The organism is Aquipseudomonas guryensis (assembly GCF_014164785.1).
GTDB lineage: Bacteria > Pseudomonadota > Gammaproteobacteria > Pseudomonadales > Pseudomonadaceae > Aquipseudomonas > Aquipseudomonas guryensis.
Map to the genome: position 1 here is coordinate 361,587 of NZ_JACJFN010000003.1, position 25,670 is coordinate 387,256.

Consider the following 25,670-nt stretch of genomic DNA (forward strand, 5'->3'; position numbering starts at 1 on the left):
AGCTTGAGTAAACTAGCGCCTCGCTTTGCACGGATCGCCGCATGACCGACAGTTTTGTCACTCAGTGCCCCCATTGCCGCACCAGTTTCCGCATTAACCGCGCCCAGTTGGGTGCGGCACATGGTGCGGTGCGTTGTGGCGCCTGCATGCACGTGTTCAATGCGGCCCAGCAACTGCTGGTCGACCAGACGCGCGCCAGCAAGCCGCCCGCCGCGCAGCCCAGCGCACCGGCACGCCCTGCTGCTGCCGCCCCGAGCCCTGCTGCCGCACCCAGCATGCCGCCAGCGAGCAAGCCCGTGCCCGAGCGCGCGCCAGCGCCGACGACCAGCCTGAACAAGCCTGCCACAGCAGACAAGCAGCCGGTCGATACCCTGTGGATCCACGACGACCTCGATCTCGACAGCCTCGACCTCGACGAGGAGCTGGCCAAGCTCGAAGAACAGGAAATGCAGCTGTCCCAGGCCTTCGTCGCCCTCAAGCCGGCAGCTGGCAACAGCGCCGAGCTGCTCAAGGCACCGAGCGTCGCCCGCGACCCGCATGACGAAGACTGGGCCGAATCCCTGCTGCGCGAGGATAAGCCCGCCAAGCCGCAGCCGGCTTTTCGCCCGCTAGCCGCCGAGCCACAGCCACCAACTGAACCGACGCCAGCGCCGGCCGCCCCGGAAGAGCGCCAGGAACCCAGCCTGCACGCCCTGCGCGACGAACCAAACGACAACTTTGACGCCGACGAAGATCCTATCGAAGAAGTCGTCGACACCGACTACGCGCTGCCAGCCAACCAGACCGGTAAGCCCGAGCGCAGCGAGCCAGCCCTGCGCGATGACAGCCTGCTGAGCCTGGAAGACGAACCGCTGCAACTCGACTGGCAGCAAGTCAAGAAGCCCTGGGGCCGCTGGATCGCTTGGGGCCTACTGAACCTGCTGGCCGCCGGCGCCCTGACCACCCAGTACGTGGCCTACCACTTCGAAGAACTGGCGCGCCAGGATCGGTACCGCCCCTGGTTCGAGCAGCTTTGTCCGGAAATCGGCTGCGTGCTGCCGTCCAAGGTCGATATCGAGCAGATCAAGAGCAGCAACCTGGTGGTGCGCAGCCACCCGGAATTTCGCGATTCGCTGGTGGTTGACGCGATCATTTACAACCGCGCGCCCTTCGCCCAACCCTTCCCCCTGCTGGAACTGCGCTTCGCCGACCTCAACGGCCAACTGCTGGCCAGTCGTCGCTTCAAGCCGGGCGAATACCTCGGCGGCGAGCTTGCCGGCCAGGCGGAAATGCCGCCGCAGACGCCGATCCATGTGTCCCTGGAAATCCTCGATCCGGGCGCCAAGGCGGTCAACTACAGCCTCAGTTTCCACTCCCCGGAATAAGCCTGCAGGCGCCGGATTTCCGGCACTTGCAGGGCTAGACATACCCTTCGGCGATAACCTGACAGCTGCTCATAATTTGTTCAAAACAGCCTTTATCCGGTCACCGAGAGCGGGTATCATGCCCTCCCTTTTTCGCACTCCCATGAAGCCGTTTTCCAGTCCAGGCGGGCTTAGCCATTGCCTGAATGGCTTCAAAAACAACAGGGATGACCTCCATGTCGGTGGTACGCATCGGCCCTTACACACTGCCCAATCAGCTGATTCTCGCCCCCATGGCGGGCGTCACCGATCAGCCGTTCCGGCAGCTGTGCCGGCGCCTGGGTGCCGGGCTGGTGGTATCGGAAATGGTCAGCAGCGATGTGCGCCTGTGGAACACGCGCAAATCCAGCCTGCGCATGATCCACAGCGGCGATCCCGAGCCGCGCTCGGTGCAGATCGCCGGCGGTGATCCCGCGATGCTCGCCGAGGCGGCCCGACGCAATGTGGAAATGGGCGCACAGATCATCGACATCAACATGGGCTGCCCGGCCAAGAAGGTCTGCAACAAGGCCGCCGGCTCTGCCCTGATGAAAGATGAAGAACTGGTCAGCGCGATCCTCGACGCCGTGGTCAAGGCGGTCGACGTCCCGGTGACCCTTAAGATCCGCACCGGCTGGGATCGCTCGAACAAGAACGGCCTGACCGTGGCGAAAATCGCCGAACAGGCCGGTATCAGCGCCCTGGCCGTGCACGGCCGGACTCGCGCCGATCTGTACACCGGCGAGGCCGAGTACGACACCATCGCCGCGATCAAGCAGGCGGTCACGATTCCGGTGTTCGCCAATGGCGACATCGATTCGCCGCACAAGGCCAAGGCCGTGCTCGCCGCCACTGGCGCCGACGCCCTGCTGATCGGCCGTGCGGCGCAAGGGCGGCCGTGGATATTCCGCGAGATCGCTCATTATCTGGCGACCGGCAAGGAACTGGCGGCGCCAACGCTGTACGAAATAGAACGGATTCTGCTGGAACACCTCAGCGCCCTGCACGCCTTCTATGGCGATGTGATGGGCGTGCGCATTGCCCGCAAGCATGTCGGCTGGTACCTGGCCACCCTGCCCGGCGCCCAGGAGTTCCGCACCGACTTCAATCGTCTGGACAGTACGGACGCGCAGTACACCCACGTTCGGCAATTTTTTGCCGAGCGCCATAACAAGGACAACGAGGTGGCCGCATGACGAGGATGACCGAGCCTTTTTTTGATCAATCAGTTTTTGATGGGGCAGTACCCGTGAGCGACAACACCAACCTGAAGCAGCACCTGACCACGCCGAGCGAAGAGGGCCAGACCCTGCGCGGCAGTGTCGAGAAGGCGCTGCACAACTACTTTGCTCACCTGGAAGGCGCCGACGTCACCGACGTCTACAACCTGGTTCTCAACGAGGTCGAGGCGCCACTGCTGGAAACCGTGATGAACTACGTCAAGGGCAACCAGACCAAGGCCTCCGAGCTGCTCGGCCTGAATCGCGGCACCCTGCGCAAGAAGCTCAAGCAATACGATTTGCTGTAATCAACCGAATGCATGGAAAAGGGCGGCCCCGACATTAAAGAGAGGGCCGCCCTTTTTTACTGATTTCCCAGCTCTGATGGACTCTGCAATGACCGACCAGACCACCCGCCTCCCCGTTCGCCGCGCCCTGATCAGTGTCTCCGACAAGACCGGCATCCTCGAGTTCGCCCGCGAGCTCGTTGCCCTGGGCGTCGAGATCCTCTCCACCGGTGGCACTTACAAGCTGCTCAAGGACAACGGTGTGGCTGCCGTGGAAGTCGCCGACTACACCGGCTTCCCGGAAATGATGGACGGTCGCGTGAAGACCCTGCACCCGAAGATCCACGGCGGCATCCTTGGCCGTCGTGCCCTCGACGGCGCGGTGATGGAGCAGCACGGCATCAAGCCGATCGACCTGGTCGCGGTCAACCTCTACCCCTTCGCTGCCACCGTGGCCAAGCCGGGTTGTGACCTGGCCGACGCCATCGAGAATATCGACATCGGCGGCCCGACCATGGTCCGCAGCGCGGCGAAGAACCACAAAGACGTGGCCATCGTGGTCAACGCTGGCGACTACGCCGGCATCGTCGAAAGCCTGAAAGCCGGCGGCCTGAGCTACGCCCAGCGCTTCGACCTGGCCCTCAAGGCCTTCGAGCACACCGCCGCCTACGACGGCATGATCGCCAACTACCTGGGTACCATCGACCAGAGCCGCGATACCCTGAGCACCGAAGAGCGTGGCGCTTTCCCGCGCACCTTCAACAGCCAGTTCATCAAGGCCCAGGAAATGCGCTACGGCGAGAACCCGCACCAGAGCGCGGCGTTCTACGTGGAAGCACAGAAAGGCGAAGCCAGCGTGGCCACTGCCGTGCAACTGCAGGGTAAGGAACTGTCGTTCAACAATGTGGCCGACACCGACGCCGCGCTGGAATGCGTGAAGAGCTTCGTCAAGCCGGCCTGCGTCATCGTCAAGCATGCCAACCCGTGCGGCGTGGCCGTAGCCACCGACGAAGAAGGCGGCATCCGCAAGGCCTATGACCTGGCCTACGCCACCGACACCGAGTCGGCCTTCGGCGGCATCATCGCCTTCAACCGCGAGCTGGACGGCGCCACCGCCCAGGCCATCGTCGAGCGCCAGTTCGTCGAAGTGATCATCGCCCCGAAAATCAGCGCCGAAGCCCGCGCCGTAGTCGCCGCCAAAGCCAACGTGCGCCTGCTGGAATGCGGCGAGTGGCCGGCCGAGCGTGCCGCTGGCTGGGACTTCAAGCGGGTCAACGGTGGCCTGCTGGTACAGAGCCGCGACATCGGCATGATCAAGGCCGAAGACCTGAAGGTCGTGACTAAACGTGCGCCGAGCGAGCAGGAAATCCATGACCTGATCTTCGCCTGGAAAGTGGCCAAGTTCGTCAAATCCAACGCCATCGTCTACGCCAAGGGCCGCCAGACCATCGGTGTCGGCGCCGGCCAGATGAGCCGCGTCAACTCCGCGCGCATCGCCGCGATCAAGGCCGAGCACGCCGGCCTGCAGGTCGCCGGATCGGTGATGGCCTCCGACGCCTTCTTCCCGTTCCGCGACGGCCTGGACAACGCGGCAGCCAACGGCATCACCGCGGTGATCCAGCCGGGCGGTTCGATGCGCGATGCGGAAGTGATTGCCGCCGCCGACGAAGCCAATATCGCCATGGTGTTCACCGGCATGCGCCACTTCCGCCACTGATTGGCGTGGCCGCGCTGTAGCAGGCGTCTGCGTTGCTGCGGACGACTTCGCTAATGCTCATTGCCAGTCGGCAACTGCGCTTATCGAAGCCATCCGCGCCTAGCATCCACCCGCTCCATCACGGCCCGAAAGATTTGCGTCGTAGCCCGGATGAAATCCGGGGACACCCCACTCAAAAGCCCCGGATTGCATCCGGGCTACGGTCAGGAGATACCCCATGAACGTATTGATCATCGGCAGCGGCGGTCGTGAACACGCCCTGGCCTGGAAAGTGGCGCAGGACAAGCGCGTCGAGAAAGTCTTTGTCGCCCCGGGCAACGCCGGCACCGCCACCGAGGCCAAGTGCGAGAACGTCGCCATCGACGTGCTGGCCATCGAGCAGTTGGCCGACTTCGCCGAGAAGAACGTGCAGCTGACCATAGTCGGGCCGGAAGCGCCGCTGGTTAAAGGCGTGGTCGACCTGTTCCGCAGCCGCAAGCTGGATATCTTCGGCCCCACCGCCGCTGCCGCCCAGCTGGAAGGCTCCAAGGCTTTCACCAAGGACTTCCTGGCCCGTCACGCGATCCCCACCGCCGACTACCAGAACTTCACCGAAGTCGAGCCGGCCCTGGACTACCTGCGCGAGAAAGGCGCACCGATCGTGATCAAGGCCGACGGTCTGGCCGCCGGCAAAGGCGTGATCGTTGCCATGACCTTGCAGGAAGCCGAAGACGCCGTGCGCGACATGCTCGCCGGCAATGCCTTCGGCGAAGCGGGCTCGCGCGTAGTGATCGAAGAGTTTCTCGATGGCGAAGAAGCCTCCTTCATCGTCATGGTCGACGGCGAGAACGTACTGCCGATGGCCACCAGCCAGGACCACAAGCGCGTTGGCGATGCCGACACCGGCCCGAACACCGGCGGCATGGGCGCCTATTCGCCGGCCCCGGTGGTAACCGCCGAGGTGCACCAGCGGGTGATGGACGAAGTGATCTACCCGACCGTGCGCGGCATGGCCGCCGAAGGCAATGTCTACACCGGCTTCCTCTACGCCGGACTGATGATCGACAAGGCCGGCAAGCCGAAAGTCATCGAGTTCAACTGCCGCTTCGGCGACCCGGAAACCCAGCCGATCATGGTGCGCCTGGAAAGCTCCCTGGTGCTGCTGGTCGAGGCCGCGCTGGCCAAGGCGCTGGACAAGGTCGAAGCGACCTGGGACCCGCGCCCGACAGTTGGCGTGGTACTGGCTGCCGGCGGTTACCCGGCCGACTACGCCAAGGGCGACGTGATCGAAGGCCTGGCCGACGCCGCGCAACTGGACGGCAAGGTCTTCCATGCCGGCACCGCGCTGAACGCGGCTGGCCAGGTGGTCACTGCCGGCGGTCGCGTACTCTGCGCCACCGCCATCGGCCGCACGGTTTCCGAAGCCCAGCAGCAGGCTTACCGCCTGGCCGAGAAGATCAGCTGGAACGGCAGCTTCTACCGTAACGACATCGGCTACCGTGCCATTGCCCGCGAACGCGGCGAAAGCTGAGAACCAGTTTTGGATCTCTTGATCGTCGGCCATGCCGCGTTTAAGTCGGGCTCGGAAAGCGGCTTGCCGCTAACGCGCTTCAGCGCGACCCGGAGGGCGAGTGGAACGAGTACTGCTCATTTACACCTCGTAAACTGCGAGCCCTCGCCCAATTGACTCGCTGGCGCTTGCCCTTCGGGCCAGCCTACGGCTGTTACTCCCGATGGTCGCTGCGCCTTGCTTGGCTCTAGCTCAAGAAATCCAAAACAGGTTCGGCGCGAAAACCGGGTAAATATCCGGTAAAGCCCGCACAAAAGGCAGCCTCCTGGCTGCCTTTTGTGTATTAGCCATGGCTATAATCCGGAGATTCACCATCGAAGGGACTTCGCCCGTGCGACGGCTCAGGATCGCCACCGGACTCATCGTCAGCCTGCTGCTGACCCTGCTCTGCCTGCCCACAGCACAGGCGGAAGGCGAAGCTGCCGGCCGAACCAGCGCGGTGGAGCACTGGTCCATCCTGCTCGATAAGAGTGCCACGCTCAGCTTCGACGACATCCGCACCCAGTCCGCCCGCTTCCAGCCCCTCGATAAACGCGCCATCACCTTCCCGGCCTCCCGCCACGCCATCTGGTTGCACATCAAGACTCCGGCCTATCAGGCGCCGCACTGGCTCTGGCTGTTCGCCCCGCGCGTGCAGCACCTGGATTACTACCGGCTGAATAACGGCCAACTGGAAGAACACCGGCAAACCGGCGAAGCCTTGTCGCAGAACAGCCGTCCGCTACCGTCGCGCGCCTATCTGTTCAGCCAGCCCAACGATGGCCAGGCCCGCGAAGTCTATATCCGCATGACCTCCAACCACGCCCTGATGATGTGGTTCAAGGTGATCAACGAGGCCGAACTGGTCACCCAGGAAAAGCCCGCCTACCTGTTCGGTGCCCTGCTCGGCGGCCTGCTTCTGCTGGCCCTGTTCAACCTGCTGCGCATGGCCTACTCGCCCACCGCCAGCAACCTGTGGTTGGCCGGCATGCACCTGGCCCTGGCCCTGTGCGCCACCAGCAATATCGGCCTGCTGGCCGTGTGGCTGCCCGAGCAGAGCTATAACCAGTCGCTGCTCGCCGACCTCTCGGCGCTCGCCGCCGGCCTGTGCGTGCTGGGCTTCACCCTGCGCTTCTTCCACGGCACCCTGGCCGAACACAGCGCTTTGCGCCATGTGCTGCGGGCCGAGTTCCTGCTCATCACCCTGGCGGCGGCCATGATCGCCTTCACCGGGCTGTTCTGGCACAGCTGGCTGGTCTACGGCCTGGTCATCATGACGGCGCTGACCATCCCGCTGATCGCCTTCATGCATTGGCGCGCCGGTTACCAGCCGGCGCGGCTGATCGTGGCCGGCTTGCTGATCTTCAACCTGGGCTTCGCCGTGCTGATCCCCGTGCTGTTCGGCTTCGACCAGCTCAACCCGGGTTGGCTGGTGCTCAGCCTGTTCAGCGTCGCCATGCTCTCTGGCCTGATCCTCAGCATCGCCCTGTCCGAGCGCCAGCGGCAGATCCAGAAGGACACCCTGACCCAACGCACCAGCGAAGCGGCGATCAGTGCCGAACTGAAAGCCAAGGCCGAATTTCTCGCCAAGATCAGCCACGAAATCCGCACCCCGATGAATGGCGTGCTGGGCATGACCGAGCTGCTGCTGGGCACCCCACTGTCGGCCAAGCAACGCGACTACGTGCAGACCATCCACAGCGCCGGTAATGAGCTGCTGACCCTGATCAACGAGATCCTCGACATCTCCAAGCTGGAGTCCGGGCAGATCGAACTGGACGACGTGCAGTTCGACCTCAATGCGCTGATCGATGACTGCCTGGATATCTTCCGTGCCAAAGCCGAGCAGCAGAAGGTCGAGCTGATCAGCTTTATGCAGCCGCAGGTTCCCCGCGTGATCAGTGGCGACCCCACGCGCCTGCGCCAGACCCTGCTGAGCCTGCTGGACAACGCCTTCCGCCAGACCGACGAAGGCGAAATCCTCCTGGTGGTGGCCCTCGACAACGAAGGCAAGGCCCCGCGCCTGCGCATTGCCGTACAGGACAGCGGTCGCCCGCTGGAAGCCAGTGAGCGCGATGCCCTGCTCAATACCCAGCTGCACAGCACCGACTTCCTCAGCGCCAGCAAGCTCGGCGGGCGCCTGGGGCTGATCATCGCGCGCCAGCTGGTACGCCTGATGGAAGGCGAATTCGGCATCCAGAGCGGCGACAACCAGGGCAGCACCCTGTGGCTGACCCTGCCGCTGGATGCCGAGCGCCTGGAGCACCCCACCGCCGACCTCGACGGCACGCTGCAGGGCGCGCGCCTGCTGGTGGTCGACGACAACGAAACCTGCCGCAAGGTGATCCAGCAGCAATGTACCGCCTGGGGTTTGCAGGTCAGCACCGTGGCCTCCGGCAAGGAAGCCCTAGCCCTGCTACGGACCAAGGCGCACCTGCAGGAATACTTCGACGTGGTCCTGCTCGACCAGGAAATGCCCGGCATGAGCGGCATGCAGCTGGCGGCCAAGATCAAGGAAGACCCCAACCTCAACCATGACATCCTGCTGATCATGCTCACCGGGATCAGCAACGCGCCGAGCAAGATCATCGCGCGCAATGCCGGGATCAAACGCATCCTGGCCAAGCCGGTGGCGGGCTACACCCTGAAGACCACCCTCGCGGATGAACTGGCCCAGCGCAGCAACAACAGCCCTGCACTGCCCCCCCTGCACAGCAGCGAAGCCAGCAACCTGCTCGCACCCAGCGACTTCCGCATCCTGGTGGCCGAGGACAACAGCATCTCGACCAAGGTCATCCGCGGCATGCTGAGCAAGCTCAACCTGCAACCGGATACCGCCAGCAACGGCGAGGAAGCCCTGCGCGCCATGCAGGCCCAGCAGTACGATCTGGTGCTGATGGACTGCGAAATGCCGGTGCTCGACGGCTTCTCCGCCACCGAGCAACTACGTGCCTGGGAAGTCCGCGAACAGCGCGAACACACCCCGGTGGTGGCCCTGACCGCGCACATCCTCGCCGAGCACAAGGAACGCGCCCGCCAGGTCGGCATGGACGGCCACATGGCCAAGCCGGTGGAAATGTCCCAGCTACGCGAACTGGTAGCCCACTGGGTGCAGGAAAAGCAGCGCCGGCTGCAGACCGACGCCCTGCCCTCCTGATTGCGGGCTGACGCGGCCCGAGTCAGGCCGCTATGCTTGCGCCATTATTCCCTGACGAGCCCGCCCCATGCTGCCCGCGCTGTTCAGTCTGTATTTGAAGATGCTGGTGCTCTATAGCCCGTTCTTCGTGTTGTCCTGCTTTATCGGCCTGACCCCCGGCTACACGGTGAAAGAACGTAAAAAACTGGCCTGGAAAGTGGCCTTCGGCACGCTGGTTGCCAGCGTGCTGCTGTACCTGTTCGGCCAGAGCATCTTCGATCTGTTCGGCATCACCGCCGATGCCTTCCGCATCGGCGCAGGCAGTGTGCTGTTCATCTCCGCCCTGGGCATGGCTCAGGGCAAGTCGGCGGTGCAGACCGACAACCTCAACCAGGACGTCACCATCGTCCCGCTGACCATTCCCCTGACGGTCGGCCCCGGCACCATCGGTGCCCTGCTGGTGATGGGCGTCAGCCAGCCGCACTGGGACGACAAGCTGCTGGCCGTGCTCAGCATCGCCCTGGCCAGTGTCACCGTCGGCTGCATCCTGTTCCTCTCCCATGGCTTCGAGCGCGTGCTCGGCGAAAAGGGCCTGCAGATCCTCAGCCGCCTGATGGGCCTGTTCGTCTGCGCCCTGGCCGCGCAGATCATCTTCACCGGCGTGCGCGGCTACCTGCTGCCCTGAGCCACGCTCCTCGCCGTTGATGCTCCATCCGCAGGGTAATGCGCCCTGCGAGCCGAAGAGCAGCGCCTCAGCAACAGGCACGCACGGCACCGAAAAACTACCCTGCACAGCATCCCCAGCGGAAATGCAGCCTCCTCGGCAGACTTTTGCCTCAAAGCGGTGCGTGCCATTGCAAGCATGACTGGCCGCACAGATTGGTGCACCAACTTCGCTCAGACAGCTATCGAGCGGATGCCTATAAATTCATAAAAACACATGTATAACAATGTGTTACGAAGCTTGGCACGGATGCTGCCAAAGGATTGTCGACCCCTTCGGTCCCCACAGTTGCGCATGGAGCCCTAACAAGATGAAACGCCGTCCTCTGTTGAAATCCACCCTCGCCGCCAGTGCCCTGCTGCTCAGCGGCCTGTTCCCCTACAGCCTGCAGGCTGCCGAGACCATCAAGGTCGGCATCCTGCACTCGCTGTCCGGCACCATGGCCATTTCCGAAACATCGCTGAAAGACATGGCGCTGATGACCATTGACGAAATCAACGCCAAGGGCGGCGTCAATGGCAAACAACTGGAAGCCGTGGTGGTCGACCCGGCCTCCAACTGGCCGCTGTTCGCCGAGAAAGGCCGCCAGCTGCTGACCCAGGACAAAGTCGACGTGGTCTTCGGCTGCTGGACCTCGGTGTCGCGCAAATCCGTGCTGCCGGTGTTCGAGGAACTCAACGGTCTGCTGTTCTACCCGGTGCAGTACGAAGGCGAAGAAATGTCGCCGAACGTCTTCTACACCGGCGCCGCGCCAAACCAGCAGGCCATCCCGGCCGTCGAGTACCTGATGAGCGAAGACGGCGGCGCGGCCAAGCGCTACTTCCTGCTCGGCACCGACTATGTCTACCCGCGCACCACTAACAAGATCCTGCGCAGCTTCCTGCACAGCAAAGGTGTGGCCGACAAGGACATTGAAGAGGTCTACACCCCCTTCGGTCATAGCGACTATCAAACCATCGTCGCCAACATCAAGAAGTTCTCCGCTGGCGGCAAAACAGCAGTGATCTCCACCGTCAACGGCGACTCCAACGTGCCGTTCTACAAGGAACTGGCCAACCAGGGCATCGAAGCCACCGACATCCCGGTGGTGGCCTTCTCGGTCGGCGAAGAAGAACTGCGCGGCATCGATACCAAGCCACTGGTCGGCCAGCTGGCGGCGTGGAACTACTTCCAGTCCGTGGAAAACCCGGTCAACACCGAGTTCGTCAACAAGTGGAAGGCTTACGCCAAGGCCAAGAACCTGCCGGGCGCCGACAAGGCCGTGACCAACGACCCGATGGAAGCTACCTACGTCGGCATCAACATGTGGGCCCAGGCCGTCGAGAAAGCCGGCACCACCGACGTGGACAAGGTGCGTGAAGCCCTGGCTGGACAGACCTTTGCCGCGCCAAGCGGCTACACCCTGACCATGGACAAGACCAACCACCACCTGCACAAGCCAGTGATGATCGGCGAAGTCCAGGAAGACGGGCAGTTCTCCATCGTCTGGCAAACCGAAGGCCCGCTGCGCGCCCAGCCGTGGAGCCCGTACATCCCCGGCAACGACAAGAAGCCGGACTATGCGGTGAAGTCCAACTAAGCAAAGCCCCTCTCCCTAGCCCTCTCCCCCTCTCCATAGAATGAAAGGGGAAGAGGGGACTGTTAAGCGCGGGTTGAAACCCTTCAGTCGCGCGGAGTCGCTTGCCTCTCCTCTCCTCTCCCGTTCACGGGAGAGGAGTCGGGGGAGAGGGTGTTCGTAGCCCGGATGCAATCCGGGGAAGGCCGTCCCGGATCGCCTCCGGGCTACGGTTTCATTCGAAGGACCGTTTCAACATGCCCACTGCCCTTATCCGAATTCTCCTGTCATTGGCCTTGTTCTTGCCATTGACCGTGCATGCTGGCGATGCCGCCGACTTCGTCGCAGCCAACCCTACCCTGCAGGCAAAGCTGCTGGAAAGCTGGTCTGCCCAGCCTGACCCCGCCCGCCTGCCGCTACTCGATGCCCTGCAACAGGGTCGCGTCGGCAGCGACAGCAGCAAGACCCCCTATCTCGACCAGAACGGTACCTGGCAAACCCTTGAAGGGCCGGCCCGCCCCGCTGGCACGCCGAAGAAGCTGCGCCTGAACAACCGCCTGCGCGGCCTGCTGGCCACCGCCCAGGCCAGCCACCAATTGCTCGCCAGCGAGCCGGCCGTGCGCCTGGCCGCCGCCCAGCAACTGCAGAAGAGCGCCAAGCCGGCGCAGCTGGAACTGTTAAATGCCCGCGTCGCCAGCGAGGAAGACGCCAGCGTGCGCGCCGCCCTGACCCTGGCGCTGGCCAACCTGCAACTGGTCGACCCGGACCCGGCGATCCGCCTGAGTGCCGTGCGCCTGCTCGGCGAGACCGGCGAACCGCTGGCACGCACCCGCCTGGAAGCGCTGCTCGTCGAAGGCGTGGAAAGCGATGCCGACGTGCGTACCGCCGCCGAAACCAGCCTGGCCCAGGTCAAGCGTCGCCTGCTCGGCGGCGAGCTGCTCGGCCAGGCCTTCAGCGGCCTGAGTCTCGGTAGCATCCTGCTGCTGGCGGCCCTCGGCCTTGCCATCACCTTCGGCCTGCTCGGCGTGATCAACATGGCCCACGGCGAGATGCTGATGCTCGGCGCCTACACCACCTACATGGTGCAGATTGCCTTCCAGAAACTCGCCCCCGGCTACCTGGCCATCTACCCACTGGCCGCCCTGCCGATCGCCTTCTTCGTCACAGCCGCCATCGGCATGGCCCTGGAGCGCACGGTAATCCGCCACCTCTACGGTCGCCCACTGGAAACCCTGCTGGCCACCTGGGGCATCAGCCTGATCCTGATCCAGCTGGTGCGGGTGATCTTCGGTGCGCAGAACGTCGAGGTGGCCAACCCCGAGTGGCTGTCCGGCGGCATCCAGGTGCTGCCCAACCTGGTTCTGCCTTACAGCCGTATCGTCATCATCGGCTTCGCCCTGTTCGTCGTGCTGCTCACCTGGCTGCTACTGAACAAGACCCGCCTGGGCCTGAACGTGCGCGCCGTGACGCAGAACCGCAACATGGCCGCCTGCTGTGGGGTTCCCACCGGGCGGGTGGACATGCTCGCCTTCGGCCTCGGCTCGGGAATCGCCGGCCTCGGCGGTGTGGCCCTCAGCCAGATCGGCAACGTCGGCCCGGATCTCGGCCAGAGCTACATCATCGACTCCTTCCTGGTGGTGGTGCTCGGCGGCGTCGGCCAACTGGCCGGTAGCGTGCTGGCCGCCTTCGGCCTGGGCGTGGCGAACAAGATCCTCGAACCGCAGATCGGCGCCGTGCTGGGCAAGATTCTGATCCTCGCGCTGATCATTCTGTTTATCCAGAAACGACCCCAAGGTCTTTTTGCACTGAAAGGACGGGTGATCGACTGATGACTATGCCCATTAATCAAACCCTGCTGGCCCGCGCCGGCAATGCACTCGGGCCGAAAGCCGCGCTGGCCCTCGGCGGCCTGATCCTCGCTCTGCTGCTGGCCATGCCGCTGCTGCACCTGCTGCCGGCCGACCATGCCCTGCATGTCTCGGCCTACAGCCTGACCCTGGTCGGCAAGATCCTATGCTACTGCGTGGTCGCCCTGGCCTTGGACCTGGTCTGGGGCTATGCCGGCCTGCTCTCGCTCGGCCACGGCCTGTTCTTTGCCCTCGGCGGTTACGCCATGGGCATGTACCTGATGCGCGAAAGTGCCGGTGACGGCCTGCCCGCGTTCATGGTGTTCCTCTCCTGGACCGAGCTGCCGTGGTACTGGTACGGCACCTCCAGCTTCCTCTGGGCGCTGTGCCTGGTGGTGCTGGCGCCCGGTCTGCTGGCCCTGGTGTTCGGCTTCTTCGCCTTCCGCTCGCGGATCAAGGGCGTGTATTTCTCGATCATGACCCAGGCGCTGACGTTCGCCGGCATGCTGCTGTTCTTCCGCAACGAGACCGGTTTCGGCGGCAACAACGGCTTCACCAACTTCCGCAGCATGCTCGGCTTTGACATCACCGCGCCGAGCACCCGCGCCGTGCTGTTCCTCTGCACCGTGGCGCTGCTGGTCGGCAGCCTGCTACTGGGCTTCAAGCTGGCACACAGCAAATTCGGCCGGGTACTCACCGCCCTGCGTGATGCGGAGAACCGCCTGATGTTCTGCGGCTACGACCCGCGCGGCTACAAGCTGTTTATCTGGGTGTTAAGCGCAGTGTTGTGCGGCCTGGCCGGTGCGCTGTACGTGCCGCAGGTGGGAATCATCAACCCCAGCGAGATGTCGCCGACCAACTCCATCGAGGCCGCCGTGTGGGTGGCCCTCGGCGGTCGCGGCACGCTGATCGGCCCGCTGCTCGGCGCCGGCCTGGTCAACGGCATGAAGAGCTGGTTCACCGTGGCCTTCCCCGAATACTGGCTTTTCGCCCTCGGCTTCCTGTTCATTATCGTCACGCTGTTCCTGCCAAAAGGCGTGATCGGTCTGCTCCGCAGGAAATCATCATGAACGCTACTGCGCATTCCATCTGCGGCGTTGCGCGGTGCTCGCTCCTCGCCGTACACACTCGTACTGTCTCGTCGCTGCGCTCCGTGCGCCTTGCAGCTGAAATTGCTCGCGACGCGTTCCTGACGATTTCCACAGGAGAGCAATGATGCGCGCCACTCCGGTACCCGAATTCATGCTCGAACCCGCGTTCAACCCCAACAGCGATGCCGGCACCAGCCGCGAGGCGGTCGGTCTCGGCAGCGCCGCGGCTAAGGGCCTGGATGTACGCCACGGCACCATCCTCACCCTGGAAGGGATCAACGTCAGCTTCGACGGCTTCAAGGCGTTGACCGACCTCAACCTGTACATCGGCGTCGGCGAACTGCGCTGCATCATCGGCCCCAACGGTGCCGGCAAGACCACCATGATGGACGTGATCACCGGCAAGACCCGCCCCGACAACGGCCACGCCTATTTCGGCGAAACCCTCGACCTGACGCAGATGAGCGAAGTCGAGATCGCCCAGTCCGGCATTGGCCGCAAGTTCCAGAAACCCACGGTGTTCGAGGCGCTGTCCGTGTTCGAGAACCTCGAACTGGCGCTGAAGACCAACAAGTCGGTATGGGCCAGCCTACGCGCGAAACTCTCTGGCGAGCAAAAGGCGCGCATCGACGAAGTGCTCGCCACCATCAAGCTGGAAAGCTCGCGCCAGCGCCCCGCCGGGCTGCTGTCCCACGGTCAGAAGCAGTTCCTCGAGATTGGCATGCTGCTGGTGCAGGACCCGCAACTGCTATTGCTCGACGAGCCGGTGGCGGGCATGACCGACGCCGAGACCGAATTCACCGCCGAACTGTTCAAATCCCTGGCGCGCAAGCACTCGCTGATGGTGGTCGAGCACGACATGGGCTTCGTCGGCAGCATCGCGGACCACGTCACCGTGCTGCACCAGGGCAGCGTGCTGGCCGAAGGCTCGCTGGCCCAGGTGCAGGCGGATGAGCGGGTGATCGAGGTTTATCTCGGCCGATAAGTCAGATGGTTGCCACGCTCCAGCGTGGCAACCCTTCCCGGGACGCTCCGCGTCCCAGCGACGCAGAGCGTCGCCAGATGCATGCCCACGCAGAGCGTGGAAACGATCAAGGGGCAAGACATGCTGCAAGTCCAACACCTGCATCAGTACTACGGCGGCAGCCACATCCTTCGCGGCCTGAGCTTCGAGGCCAAGGTCGGCGAAGTCACCTGCCTGCTCGGCCGTAACGGCGTGGGCAAGACCACCCTGCTGAAATGCCTGATGGGCCTGATTCCGTCCAAGGAAGGCGCCGTGCAATGGGAAGGCAAGCCGATTACCGCCTGTAAGCCGCACCAGCGCGTGCACGCCGGCATCGCCTATGTGCCGCAGGGCCGTGAGATCTTCCCGCGCCTGACCGTAGAGGAAAACCTGCTGATGGGCCTGTCACGTTTCCCTGGCAGCCAGGCCAAGGAAGTCCCGGCCTTCATCTACGAGCTGTTCCCGGTGCTGCTGCAGATGAAGCAACGCCGGGGCGGCGACCTCTCCGGCGGCCAGCAGCAACAGCTGGCCATCGGCCGCGCGCTGGCCAGTAAGCCGCGTCTGCTGATCCTCGACGAGCCCACCGAAGGCATCCAGCCCTCGGTGATCAAGGAGATCGGCGCGGTGATCAAGAAGCTCGCCGAGCGGGGTGACATGGCTATCCTGCTGGTCGAGCAGTTCTATGATTTCGCCGCCGAGCTGGCCGACCAGTACCTGGTGATGAGCCGCGGCGAGATCGTCCAGCAGGGCCGTGGCGAGACGATGGAAGCCGATGGCGTGCGCGGACTGGTGGCAATCTGATAAAACAGCGGCCATGAACGCAGCCCTCCCCCCTACCCTGTTTACCCCCAGCTGGCATGCCGAGCTGGAACTTGGCTATGCGCGCCAGGGCGACGCCACGCGGCCCGTGCAGCGCCGCCACCTCGGCCCGCTGCGGGTGCAGAAGCACCTGTATGCCGAAGGCCCCGAGGTGTGCCAGCACATCATCGTCCACCCGCCGGGCGGGATTGCCGGTGGTGATCGCCTGCACATCCGCGCCACCCTCGGCGAGAACGCCTGGGCCCAACTGACCAGCCCCGGCGCCGCCAAGTGGTACCGCGCCAGCGGGCCTGCCTACCAGCAGCTGGAACTCAAGGTAGCCAATGGCGCCACCCTGGAATGGCTGCCGCAGGAAACCATCGTCTACGCCGGCGCCCAGGCCGAACTGAGCACCCGCATCGACCTCGAGGGCAACGCCCGCCTGTGTTACTGGGACATGGTCGCCCTCGGCCGCCCGGCGGCGGGCGAGCGCTTCGACGCCGGGCATTTCCAGGCCCGGCTGGATATCCGCCGCGACGGCCAGTTGGTGTGGCACGAACGCCAGCGCATCAGCGGCGACGACGGCCTGCTCGACTCACCCATCGGCCTGGCCGGACGACCAGTGTTCGCCACCTTGCTGATCAGCGGCGAGGTCGACGCCGACCTGCTGGAACGCTGCCGTACTATCCCCGGCCCGGTACGCGGCGACCTCAGCCAACTGCCAGGCCTGCTGGTGGCCCGCTGCCTGGCCAGCGAAGCGCTGCATGCGCGCGCCTGGCTGATCGAACTCTGGCGCCTGTTGCGCCCTGAATTACTGGGACGTGCCGCCGTCCCGCCACGTATCTGGAGTACCTGATGGACCTTTCGCCCCGCGAGAAAGACAAGCTGCTGATCTTCACCGCCGGCCTGGTCGCCGAGCGGCGCCTGGCACGTGGCGTGAAGCTCAACTACCCGGAAGCCATGGCCTACATCAGCGCCGCCCTGCTCGAAGGCGCCCGCGACGGCCAGACCGTGGCCGAGCTGATGCACTACGGCACCACCCTGCTGACCCGTGAGCAGGTGATGGAGGGCATCCCGGAAATGATCCCTGAGATCCAGGTCGAAGCCACCTTCCCGGATGGCACCAAGCTGGTCACCGTGCATCAGCCGATCCCATGAGTATTTCAATTCGCGACGCCCGCGACAGCGACCTGGAAGCCATCCGCGCCATCTTCAACGACGCCGTGCTCAACACCACGGCGATCTGGATGGACACCACCGTCGACCTGGCCAACCGGCAGGCCTGGCTCACCGCGCGCCGCCAGCAGGGTTACCCGGTACTGGTCGCGGTGGATGCCGAGGACCATGTGCTCGGCTATGCCGCCTATGGCGACTGGCGGCCCTTCGACGGCTTCTGCAACACCGTGGAAAACTCGCTGTACGTGAGCGCCGAGCAGCGTGGCCGAGGCATCGGCGTGCTACTGCTCGGCGCCCTGATCGAACGCGCCCGGGCCGGCGGCAAACATGTGATGGTCGCCGCCATCGAGAGCGGAAACAGCGCCTCCATCGGCCTGCACCAGCGCTTTGGTTTCACCATCACCGGACAGATGCCCCAGGTCGGCCGCAAGTTCGGCCGCTGGCTGGATCTGACCTTCATGCAACTGATTCTGACCCCGGAGCGCAGCGCACCATGATTCCCGGCGAATACTTGATCAAGGACGGCGAGATCGAACTCAATGCCGGTCGCCGCACCCTGCGCGTGACGGTGGCCAATAGCGGCGATCGGCCGATCCAGGTCGGCTCGCACTTCCACTTCTTCGAGACCAACGATGCGCTGAGTTTTGACAGAGCGAGTACGCGGGGTATGCGTCTGAATATCGCTGCCGGCACTGCGGTGCGCTTCGAGCCGGGGCAGTCACGCGAAGTCGAGCTGGTCGAGCTGGCGGGTGAGCGCCGCGTCTACGGTTTCGCTGGTCGCATCATGGGAGCGCTGTGATGAAGATTTCCCGCCAAGCCTATGCCGACATGTTCGGCCCCACCGTCGGCGACAAGGTGCGCCTGGCCGACACCAACCTGTGGATCGAGGTGGAAAAGGATTTCACCACCTACGGCGATGAAGTGAAGTTCGGCGGCGGCAAGGTCATCCGCGACGGCATGGGCCAGAGCCAGCTGTGCGCCGCCTACGTGGTCGACACGGTGATCACCAACGCGCTGATCATCGACCACTGGGGCATCGTCAAGGCCGACGTCGGCCTCAAGGGCGGGCGCATCGCCGCCATCGGCAAGGCCGGCAACCCGGATATCCAGCCCGACGTGACCATCGCCGTGGGCGGCGCCACCGAAGTCATCGCCGGCGAAGGCATGATCCTCACTGCCGGCGGCGTCGACACCCATATCCACTTCATCTGCCCGCAACAGATCGAAGAAGCCCTGATGAGCGGCACCACCACCATGATCGGTGGCGGCACCGGCCCGGCCACCGGCACCTACGCCACTACCGTGACCCCGGGGCCGTGGCACATGGCGATGATGCTCAAGGCCGCCGACGCCTTCCCGATGAACATCGGCTTCACCGGCAAGGGCAACGTCTCACTGCCGGAACCGTTGATCGAGCAGGTCAGGGCCGGCGCCATTGGCCTCAAATTGCACGAAGACTGGGGCACCACGCCGGCGGCCATCGACAACTGCCTCTCCGTGGCCGACCAGTACGACATTCAGGTGGCGATCCACACCGACACCCTCAACGAGTCCGGCTTCGTCGAGACCACGCTCGGCGCATTCAAGGGCCGCACCATCCACACCTACCACACCGAGGGAGCCGGTGGCGGCCATGCTCCGGATATCATCAAGGCGTGTGGGTTCCCGAATGTGCTGCCCAGCTCGACCAACCCGACCCGGCCGTTCACCAAGAACACCATCGACGAACACCTGGACATGCTGATGGTCTGCCACCACCTCGACCCGAGCATCGCCGAGGACGTCGCCTTTGCCGAGAGCCGCATCCGCTGCGAAACCATCGCCGCCGAGGACATCCTGCATGACCTCGGCGCCTTCTCGATGATCAGCTCCGACAGCCAGGCCATGGGCCGCGTCGGTGAAGTGATTACCCGCACCTGGCAGACCGCCGACAAGATGAAGCAGCAGCGCGGCGCCCTGCCAGAAGACGCTGTTGGCAACGACAACTTCCGGGTCAAACGTTACATCGCCAAATACACCATCAACCCGGCGATCACCCACGGCATCAGCCACGAAGTGGGCTCCATCGAAGTGGGCAAATTTGCCGATCTGGTGCTTTGGCGCCCGGCGTTCTTCGGCGTAAAGCCGACGCTGATCCTCAAGGGGGGCGCGATTGCCGCCAGCCTGATGGGCGATGCCAACGCCTCGATCCCGACGCCGCAGCCGGTGCACTACCGCCCCATGTTCGGCAGCTACGCCGGCATGCTGCATGCCACCAGCCTGACCTTTATCAGCCAGGCCGCCTTCGACGCCGGGGTGCCAGAACAACTAGGTTTGCAGAAAAAGATTGGCGTGGTGAAGGGCTGCCGCACGGTGCAGAAGAGCGACCTGATCCACAACGACTACCTGCCCAGCATCGAGGTCGATCCGCAGAACTACCAGGTCAAGGCCGACGGCCAGCTGCTCTGGTGCGAACCGGCCGAGGTGCTGCCGCTGGCGCAGCGTTACTTCCTGTTCTAGGCAACGATTACGGATCGTGTGCGAGGCCACAAACCTCGGATTAGCGGTGCCGGCTCTGTAGGGCGCGCCTTATGCATCTGGGGCTTGGGCGGAGATCGTGGTGCGTACGGCGCACCCGGCATGGGCATCCCCCATCCCCGGCGCTATGCTGACGGCATTGTCTCCGGCGATGCCCCATGCACCTGATCGACACTCACACTCACCTCGACTTCCCCGACTTCGCGGCAGACCGCAAAGAGCTGCTGGCGCGCAGCCGCAGCCGGGGCGTGGGGAAACTGGTGGTGCTCGGCGTGTACCAGGCCAACTGGCAGCGCCTGTGGCAACTGGTGCAAAGTGACAGCGGCCTGTACGCCGCCTTCGGCCTGCACCCGGTCTACCTGGACCAGCACCGGCCCGAACACCTGAACGAGCTGCGCGACTGGCTCGATCGCCTGGCCGCGCATCCACAGCTGTGCGCAGTCGGCGAGTTCGGCCTGGACTACTTTCTCGAACAGCTCGACCGCGCGCGCCAGCAAACCCTGTTCGAGGCACAGCTGACCCTGGCCGCCGAATACGAGCTACCGGCCCTGCTGCATGTGCGCAGAGCCCACGCGCAGACCATAGCTACGCTCAAACGTTATCGACTCAAACGCGGCGGCATCATCCATGCATTCGCCGGCAGCTACGAGGAGGCCCGCGAATATATCAAGCTGGGTTTCAGGCTCGGCCTCGGCGGCGCTCCGACCTGGCCACAGGCACTGCGCCTGCGCCAGGTGGTGGCGCGCCTGCCGCTGGACGCCATCGTGCTGGAGACCGACTCCCCCGACATGGCGCCGGCAATGCATCCCAACCAGCGCAACAGCCCGGAGTTCCTCCCGGATATCTGCAGCGCCCTGGCCGAGCTGCGCGGCATCAGTGCGCAGGAGCTGGCCAGCGCCAGCAGCCGCAACGCCGCCGAGCTGTTCGGCTGGACAATAAGCCCGTAGCCCGGATGTAACCCGGGAGGGTTACTCACACCGAGCAGCCTCCGCGGATTGCATCCGGGCTACGCAACGCTCACCAAACAGGCCCCTCTGGAAACGACAAGGCCCGCCAATTGGCGGGCCTTGTCGATAAGCACAGGCGATCAGACGCGGAAGGCGCTGATCAGTTCCTTCAGCCGACTGACCTGGTCGGACAGCTGACGGCTGGCCTGCTCGGTCTGTACCGCACCTTCAGCCGTGCGCTCGCCGGCCTGGTTGATCTCGACGATGTTCATGTCGATATCGTGGGCCACGGCAGTTTGCTGTTCGGCAGCGGCGGCGATCTGCTGGTTCTGATCGACGATCATGCCCACCGCACCGAGGATATTCTCCAGCGCCTGCTGCACGTTGGCCGACTGGCTGACGGTGCTTTCCACCATCTGGTGGCTGCCGTTCATCGCCGTCACCGTGGCGCCTACACCGCTTTGCAGGCGGCCGATCATCTGCTCGATCTCTTCGGTGGACTGGTGCGTGCGTTTGGCCAGGTTGCGCACCTCGTCGGCGACCACGGCAAAGCCGCGGCCCTGCTCACCGGCACGTGCCGCTTCGATGGCGGCGTTGAGCGCCAGCAGGTTGGTCTGCCCGGCGATGCCCTTGATCACTTCCAGCACCCGGCTGATCGACGCACTGTCGGCGGCCAGCTGGTTGATCACGCTGACCGACTGATCGATCTCGTTGGCCAGACGCTGGATGCTGCCAACCTGCGACTCGACCATGGCGCGGCCGCTGACCGTTTCGTTGTTGACGCTCTGCGCGCTGTCCACTGCAGCGGCGGCGCTGCGTGCGACTTCCTGGGCAGTGGCGGACATCTGGTTCATCGCCGTGGCCACCTGCTCGATCTGCCCACGCTGGGCATTGACCGCCTGGCTACTTTCACCGGAAACCAGCTCGACGCGATCGGCCTGCCGTTCGACTTCGGTAACGGTCTGGCCAACCAGCTCGATCAGATCGCGAATCTTCGCCACGGTGCCGTTGAACACCTGGCCCAACTCGCCCAGCTCGTCCTGGCTCTTGACGTTGACCTTGACCGTCATGTCGCCGGCCGCAACCTGGCCCAGGGTATGACCAAAGCCTTTGAGTGTGACGCGGGTGGAGACGTAGAAACCGCCATACAGGTAGCCGATCAACAGGAACACCAGGACCAGTGCCGCCACCAGCAGCACCATCTGTACGCGCTTGGCTTCAAGACGCTGGCTCAGCTCCTGGTCGAGGAAGGCCAGGACCGCATCGTTGAGCACATAGGTTTTGTCGATGCCGGCGGTCATCTGGTCAAAGAAGTCCTGCCAGGGCGCATCCAGGGTGTCCGCCATGAGGATGTTGTCTTCCAGCTGCAGGCCACCTTCGGTCAGGGCATTGCGACTGGCTTCCGCCAGACTGGCAAGGCTCTTCTGCGCCTGGGCATTGCCCTGCAAGGCATTCTGGATCTTGAAGCCGTATTCGGCATGCAGCTTTTCCAGCTCCAGCAGCAGCTCGTCGAGCTTGGTGCTGTCGGAAGAGCCAAGGATGCCCTGGCCGAGGGAATAGGAACCCAGCGCGCGGCCCTTGCTCAACGCCTTGGTCACCGGCGGAGTGACGCTGGTCATCAGCTCGCTCATCTGCCGTACGGTCAGCTCACTGTCCTGGCTGAGGCCGGACTGGCTGGCCACGAACTTGATGAATACTTCGGCGTTATCCAGCGCCTTGACCACCAGGCCGGCCTTGCTGCGCTGCGAGGATTCCTGTTTGACGGCGTCGAGGGCTGCCTTGATGCCATCGCGCTGAGCATTGAATTCCTCGATTTCCTGGGCGCTGCGGCTGCTCGGCTGCAAGGACTCCAGCGAGCTGTAAATACTGCTTTCCAGGGCATTGATCTGCGCGACCAGCTTTTCCGATTCACCAGACTGGCCGAGGACGGCATTGATCTCCAGCAGGTCGTTCAGACGCTCCAGTTCCTGGCGCATCTTCAGGCTCTGCTTAAGCAATTCGAGGCTCTGCAACTCCGTGCGGGTATCGACGAACTCGTGGTAGGAGTCGCGCACCAGATAGAAGTTGGTCACCGACATGGGCAGGAAGAAAAGCACACTGATTAGGCTGAACTTCATGCCGAAGCTCATGCGGTTCATCAGCGCGATGGCGGGATACAACACGCTATTCACTAAACGTCTCCTGTTGCCATTATTGTTGTATGCCGGTCGGGAGCAGCCCGGCAAATGGAACGGCAAGGTACTGGTACAACTGAATCGTAGAAGCTGTTCATGACTTGAGGGGAACAATCGCTTCTGTGCGAGGCAGTCAGCACATAGCGGATCGCGAACAGTTCCAGCCAGGGCGACACTCAGGCAAGCGCACTCCCCTAGGCATGCTGTATACCGGATATCGACCTCAACCTCTGTAACTTAAGGTTAAGAATGCGCGCACAGTTTCGCTTCGGCATTGATCTGGGTGGCACCAAAACAGAAATCATCGCCTTGGAAGGCTCTACCGAGCGGTTACGCCGCCGCCTGCCCACCCCGCCGGGCAATTACGCCGCCTGCCTGCAGACCATCGCGCAACTGGTCCGTGAGGCCGAGCATGACCTGGGCGGTAACGGCAGCGTTGGCATTGGCATCCCCGGCACGCGCTCGCCGGATCATGGACGGATCAAGAACGCCAACTCGGTGTGCCTGATTGGCCAGGACCTGCAGGGCGACCTGGAGCAACTGCTGCAACGACCGATACGCCTGGCCAACGATGCCGACTGCTTTGCCCTGTCGGAAGCCAGCGATGGCGCCGGTGCCGGGGCTGACAGCGTATTCGGCGTGATCCTTGGCACAGGGGTGGGGGGCGGCGTCGTGATCCATGGCCGCCTGCTCGCGGGACCGAACGCCATTGCTGGCGAATGGGGGCACAATGCCCTGCCCTGGCGCAGCCCGGCCGATGGCCCGGCCAGACGCTGCTACTGCGGCCTGGATGACTGTATCGAAACCTTCCTCAGCGGCCCGGGCTGGGCCGCCCGCAGCGCCCTGGACCTGACTGCCGAGCAGCTGGCCAGGGCCGCACAGGCAGGCGAACCTGCGTCACAGCAAGCGCTACAGCGCTATTGCGAGCAACTGGCACGCAGCCTGGCGTCAGTGATCAACATTCTCGACCCGCAGGTGATCGTGCTCGGCGGTGGCCTGTCGAACATTCAGGCACTGTATCAACAGGTGCCACCGCTGCTGGTGCGTCATGTGTTCTCCGACCAGGTCAACACCCGCCTGCTGCCCGCCCGCCATGGCGACTCCAGCGGCGTACGCGGCGCCGCCTGGTTGTGGCCCTAGGGCCTGCTCCCGCTTCGTTCGCACACCGCGTTACAGCAACAGAATCCACACGGCAAACGCGGCGTACCAGAGTATCGCCGCCCGCACCAACAGCTGCCACAGCTCATCCAGGCTGTAGACACCCGACTCACCAGCCTGCGGCTCGGGCAACTCGCTGGCAGCACGCCCGGCATTGACCAGCAGTTGCTGCGCCGCCAGCTCCCAGCTCAGCAGATCATGCAGCACGGCGCGGCTGACCGCGGCAAAGTTGCCGACCAGGGCAAAGCTGGCGGCCAGCACCCGCACCGGAAGCCAGTCCAGGGCATGCCGCAATTGCCCGGCACGTTCGGCCAGGTCAGCCTGGCTCGCATGCTCGGCCGTCAGCGCCAGCAGCCGGTAAGCCAGCGGCACCAGCGGACCGAGCAGCGCGTACCAGAAGATCACTGCAAAGAAGCCCTGATAGGCCTGCCACAGCTCATAACCCTGTACGCGCAACAGCAGCTCGGCCTCGCTATCGGCCTCCAGCCCAAGATCACGCTCGGCTACATGCAGCGCGGCCTGGTCATCACCGCGTCGCCAGGCATCACGGAACGGCCCAAGTGCAGCCAGCACATCGCCACGTCCCAGGCTGTAGACCAGCACCAGCAGATGCACCGGCAGCGCCAACCAGCCATAGGCCACCGGTTGCAGAATCAACAGCAAAGCGCCGAGCACCAGCAGCGGCAGTGCCACCAGCACAGCCAGGGCAACCCAGGGCGCGCCCTGCTGACTGACCTCGACTTTGGCCAACTGCTGCAGCCACAGACCATCCTGCTGAATACGCCGACGTCCGGCAGAAAACTTCTCAACCCAGAGCACCAGCAGCAGTACCAGAAAGTTCATCTACCGCTCTCCTTGGTCCAGCAGGGCCGCGCGCAGACGCGGCCAATCAAAATAGGGGCCCGGGTCGGTCTTACGCCCCGGGGCGATATCGCTATGCCCGCAGATGCGCTCGACACCGAGGGTCGGATAGACCTGCAGCAGCTCACCAGCCAATCTGGCCAAAGCCGTGTACTGCGCATCCGTGAAAGGCTGATCATCGGTACCTTCCAGCTCGATACCAAGAGAAAAATCGTTGCAGTTGTCGCGCCCGTCGAAGCTGGAAACGCCAGCATGCCAGGCCCGCTCATTACAGGAGACAAACTGGGTAACCACGCCGTCACGCTCAATAAGGAAATGCGCCGATACCTGCAGATGGGCTATGCCGGCGAAGTAGGGATGCTCGTCTACAGGCAGCTGATTCTGAAAGAACTGCTGCACCTTGCCAGTGCCGAATTGGCCGGGCGGCAAGCTGATGTTATGGATCACCAGCAGAGAAATCTCACCCTGCGGACGTGCATTGCAATTCGCGGAGGGGCAATGCTGCGCATCGGCATACCAACCGCTGACGGGGTCCAACTGCATAGGGGC

22 protein-coding genes are annotated in these 25,670 nt (G+C 64.0%); 19 read left to right on the top strand and 3 right to left on the bottom strand.

Annotation, left to right across the window (positions count from 1 at the left end):
• Nucleotides 1-41: 41 nt before the first annotated feature.
• The 18 genes from H3H45_RS13285 (at nt 42) to H3H45_RS13370 (ending at nt 20,928) form a co-directional block, all read left to right on the top strand.
• Nucleotides 42-1,364: a DUF3426 domain-containing protein gene (locus tag H3H45_RS13285; protein ID WP_182834221.1), complete on the top strand. Its 1,323-nt coding sequence runs from the start codon at nt 42-44 to the stop codon at nt 1,362-1,364.
• A 215-nt stretch (nt 1,365-1,579) separates the two neighbouring features.
• Nucleotides 1,580-2,578 carry a tRNA dihydrouridine synthase DusB gene (gene dusB, locus H3H45_RS13290; protein WP_182834222.1) on the top strand — a complete coding sequence of 333 codons (999 nt, stop codon included), beginning with the start codon at nt 1,580-1,582 and terminating at the stop codon, nt 2,576-2,578.
• Nucleotides 2,575-2,910 carry a DNA-binding transcriptional regulator Fis gene (gene fis / locus H3H45_RS13295; protein ID WP_173203763.1) on the top strand — a complete coding sequence of 112 codons (336 nt, stop codon included), beginning with the start codon at nt 2,575-2,577 and terminating at the stop codon, nt 2,908-2,910. The genes dusB and fis overlap by 4 nt, the downstream gene beginning before the upstream one ends.
• Before the next feature lie 88 nt (nt 2,911-2,998).
• Nucleotides 2,999-4,606 carry a bifunctional phosphoribosylaminoimidazolecarboxamide formyltransferase/IMP cyclohydrolase gene (gene purH, locus H3H45_RS13300; protein WP_182834223.1) on the top strand — a complete coding sequence of 536 codons (1,608 nt, stop codon included), beginning with the start codon at nt 2,999-3,001 and terminating at the stop codon, nt 4,604-4,606.
• A 217-nt stretch (nt 4,607-4,823) separates the two neighbouring features.
• Complete coding sequence (gene purD, locus H3H45_RS13305; protein WP_182834224.1) at nt 4,824-6,116, top strand: phosphoribosylamine--glycine ligase; 1,293 nt, start codon at nt 4,824-4,826, stop codon at nt 6,114-6,116.
• A gap of 370 nt (nt 6,117-6,486) precedes the next feature.
• Nucleotides 6,487-9,291, top strand: a complete 2,805-nt coding sequence (locus H3H45_RS13310) for a hybrid sensor histidine kinase/response regulator (RefSeq protein WP_182834225.1) — start codon at nt 6,487-6,489, stop codon at nt 9,289-9,291.
• Nucleotides 9,292-9,358: 67 nt separating this feature from the next.
• Entirely contained in the window at nt 9,359-9,955 is a 597-nt protein-coding gene (locus tag H3H45_RS13315; protein WP_182834226.1) for a MarC family protein, read from the top strand.
• A 349-nt stretch (nt 9,956-10,304) separates the two neighbouring features.
• On the top strand, nt 10,305-11,573 hold the full coding sequence (gene urtA, locus H3H45_RS13320; RefSeq protein ID WP_160081984.1) for an urea ABC transporter substrate-binding protein: 1,269 nt from the start codon (nt 10,305-10,307) through the stop codon (nt 11,571-11,573).
• A 233-nt stretch (nt 11,574-11,806) separates the two neighbouring features.
• On the top strand, nt 11,807-13,378 hold the full coding sequence (gene urtB / locus H3H45_RS13325) for an urea ABC transporter permease subunit UrtB (protein ID WP_182834227.1): 1,572 nt from the start codon (nt 11,807-11,809) through the stop codon (nt 13,376-13,378).
• Nucleotides 13,378-14,466: an urea ABC transporter permease subunit UrtC gene (gene urtC, locus H3H45_RS13330; protein ID WP_182834228.1), complete on the top strand. Its 1,089-nt coding sequence runs from the start codon at nt 13,378-13,380 to the stop codon at nt 14,464-14,466. Before urtB ends, urtC begins: the two co-directional genes overlap by 1 nt.
• Nucleotides 14,467-14,611: 145 nt before the next feature.
• Nucleotides 14,612-15,472, top strand: coding sequence for an urea ABC transporter ATP-binding protein UrtD (urtD, locus tag H3H45_RS13335; protein WP_182834229.1), 861 nt, complete (start codon nt 14,612-14,614; stop codon nt 15,470-15,472).
• Nucleotides 15,473-15,592: 120 nt separating this feature from the next.
• The gene (urtE, locus tag H3H45_RS13340; RefSeq protein ID WP_182834230.1) at nt 15,593-16,291 is read left to right on the top strand and encodes an urea ABC transporter ATP-binding subunit UrtE; all 699 of its coding nucleotides are present in this window, start codon (nt 15,593-15,595) and stop codon (nt 16,289-16,291) included.
• 13 nt (nt 16,292-16,304) lie between these two features.
• Nucleotides 16,305-17,144, top strand: coding sequence for an urease accessory protein UreD (locus H3H45_RS13345; RefSeq protein WP_182834231.1), 840 nt, complete (start codon nt 16,305-16,307; stop codon nt 17,142-17,144).
• A complete protein-coding gene (gene ureA, locus H3H45_RS13350; protein ID WP_182834232.1) occupies nt 17,144-17,446 on the top strand; it encodes an urease subunit gamma in 303 nt (100 codons plus the stop codon). Before H3H45_RS13345 ends, ureA begins: the two co-directional genes overlap by 1 nt.
• Nucleotides 17,443-17,961: a GNAT family N-acetyltransferase gene (locus H3H45_RS13355; RefSeq protein ID WP_182834233.1), complete on the top strand. Its 519-nt coding sequence runs from the start codon at nt 17,443-17,445 to the stop codon at nt 17,959-17,961. Before ureA ends, H3H45_RS13355 begins: the two co-directional genes overlap by 4 nt.
• Nucleotides 17,958-18,263 (top strand): urease subunit beta, encoded by a 306-nt coding sequence (locus H3H45_RS13360; protein WP_182834234.1) that lies wholly within the window; start codon nt 17,958-17,960, stop codon nt 18,261-18,263. Before H3H45_RS13355 ends, H3H45_RS13360 begins: the two co-directional genes overlap by 4 nt.
• Nucleotides 18,263-19,963, top strand: coding sequence for an urease subunit alpha (ureC, locus tag H3H45_RS13365; RefSeq protein ID WP_182834235.1), 1,701 nt, complete (start codon nt 18,263-18,265; stop codon nt 19,961-19,963). Before H3H45_RS13360 ends, ureC begins: the two co-directional genes overlap by 1 nt.
• Nucleotides 19,964-20,139: 176 nt before the next feature.
• Nucleotides 20,140-20,928 (top strand): TatD family hydrolase, encoded by a 789-nt coding sequence (locus H3H45_RS13370; RefSeq protein WP_182834236.1) that lies wholly within the window; start codon nt 20,140-20,142, stop codon nt 20,926-20,928.
• A gap of 140 nt (nt 20,929-21,068) precedes the next feature.
• On the opposite strand, the gene H3H45_RS13375 is transcribed toward H3H45_RS13370, so the two are convergent.
• On the bottom strand, nt 21,069-23,099 hold the full coding sequence (locus H3H45_RS13375; RefSeq protein WP_182834237.1) for a methyl-accepting chemotaxis protein: 2,031 nt from the start codon (nt 23,097-23,099) through the stop codon (nt 21,069-21,071).
• Between the two features lie 252 nt (nt 23,100-23,351).
• Between H3H45_RS13375 and H3H45_RS13380 the strand changes: the two genes are divergently transcribed.
• Nucleotides 23,352-24,242 carry an ROK family protein gene (locus H3H45_RS13380; protein WP_182834238.1) on the top strand — a complete coding sequence of 297 codons (891 nt, stop codon included), beginning with the start codon at nt 23,352-23,354 and terminating at the stop codon, nt 24,240-24,242.
• Nucleotides 24,243-24,272: 30 nt separating this feature from the next.
• Here the strand turns inward: H3H45_RS13380 and ampE are convergent, their stop codons facing one another.
• Both ampE and ampD read right to left on the bottom strand, forming a co-directional pair.
• The gene (gene ampE, locus H3H45_RS13385; RefSeq protein ID WP_182834239.1) at nt 24,273-25,103 is read right to left on the bottom strand and encodes a regulatory signaling modulator protein AmpE; all 831 of its coding nucleotides are present in this window, start codon (nt 25,101-25,103) and stop codon (nt 24,273-24,275) included.
• On the bottom strand, nt 25,104-25,664 hold the full coding sequence (gene ampD, locus H3H45_RS13390; protein ID WP_182834240.1) for a 1,6-anhydro-N-acetylmuramyl-L-alanine amidase AmpD: 561 nt from the start codon (nt 25,662-25,664) through the stop codon (nt 25,104-25,106).
• Nucleotides 25,665-25,670 lie beyond the last annotated feature (6 nt).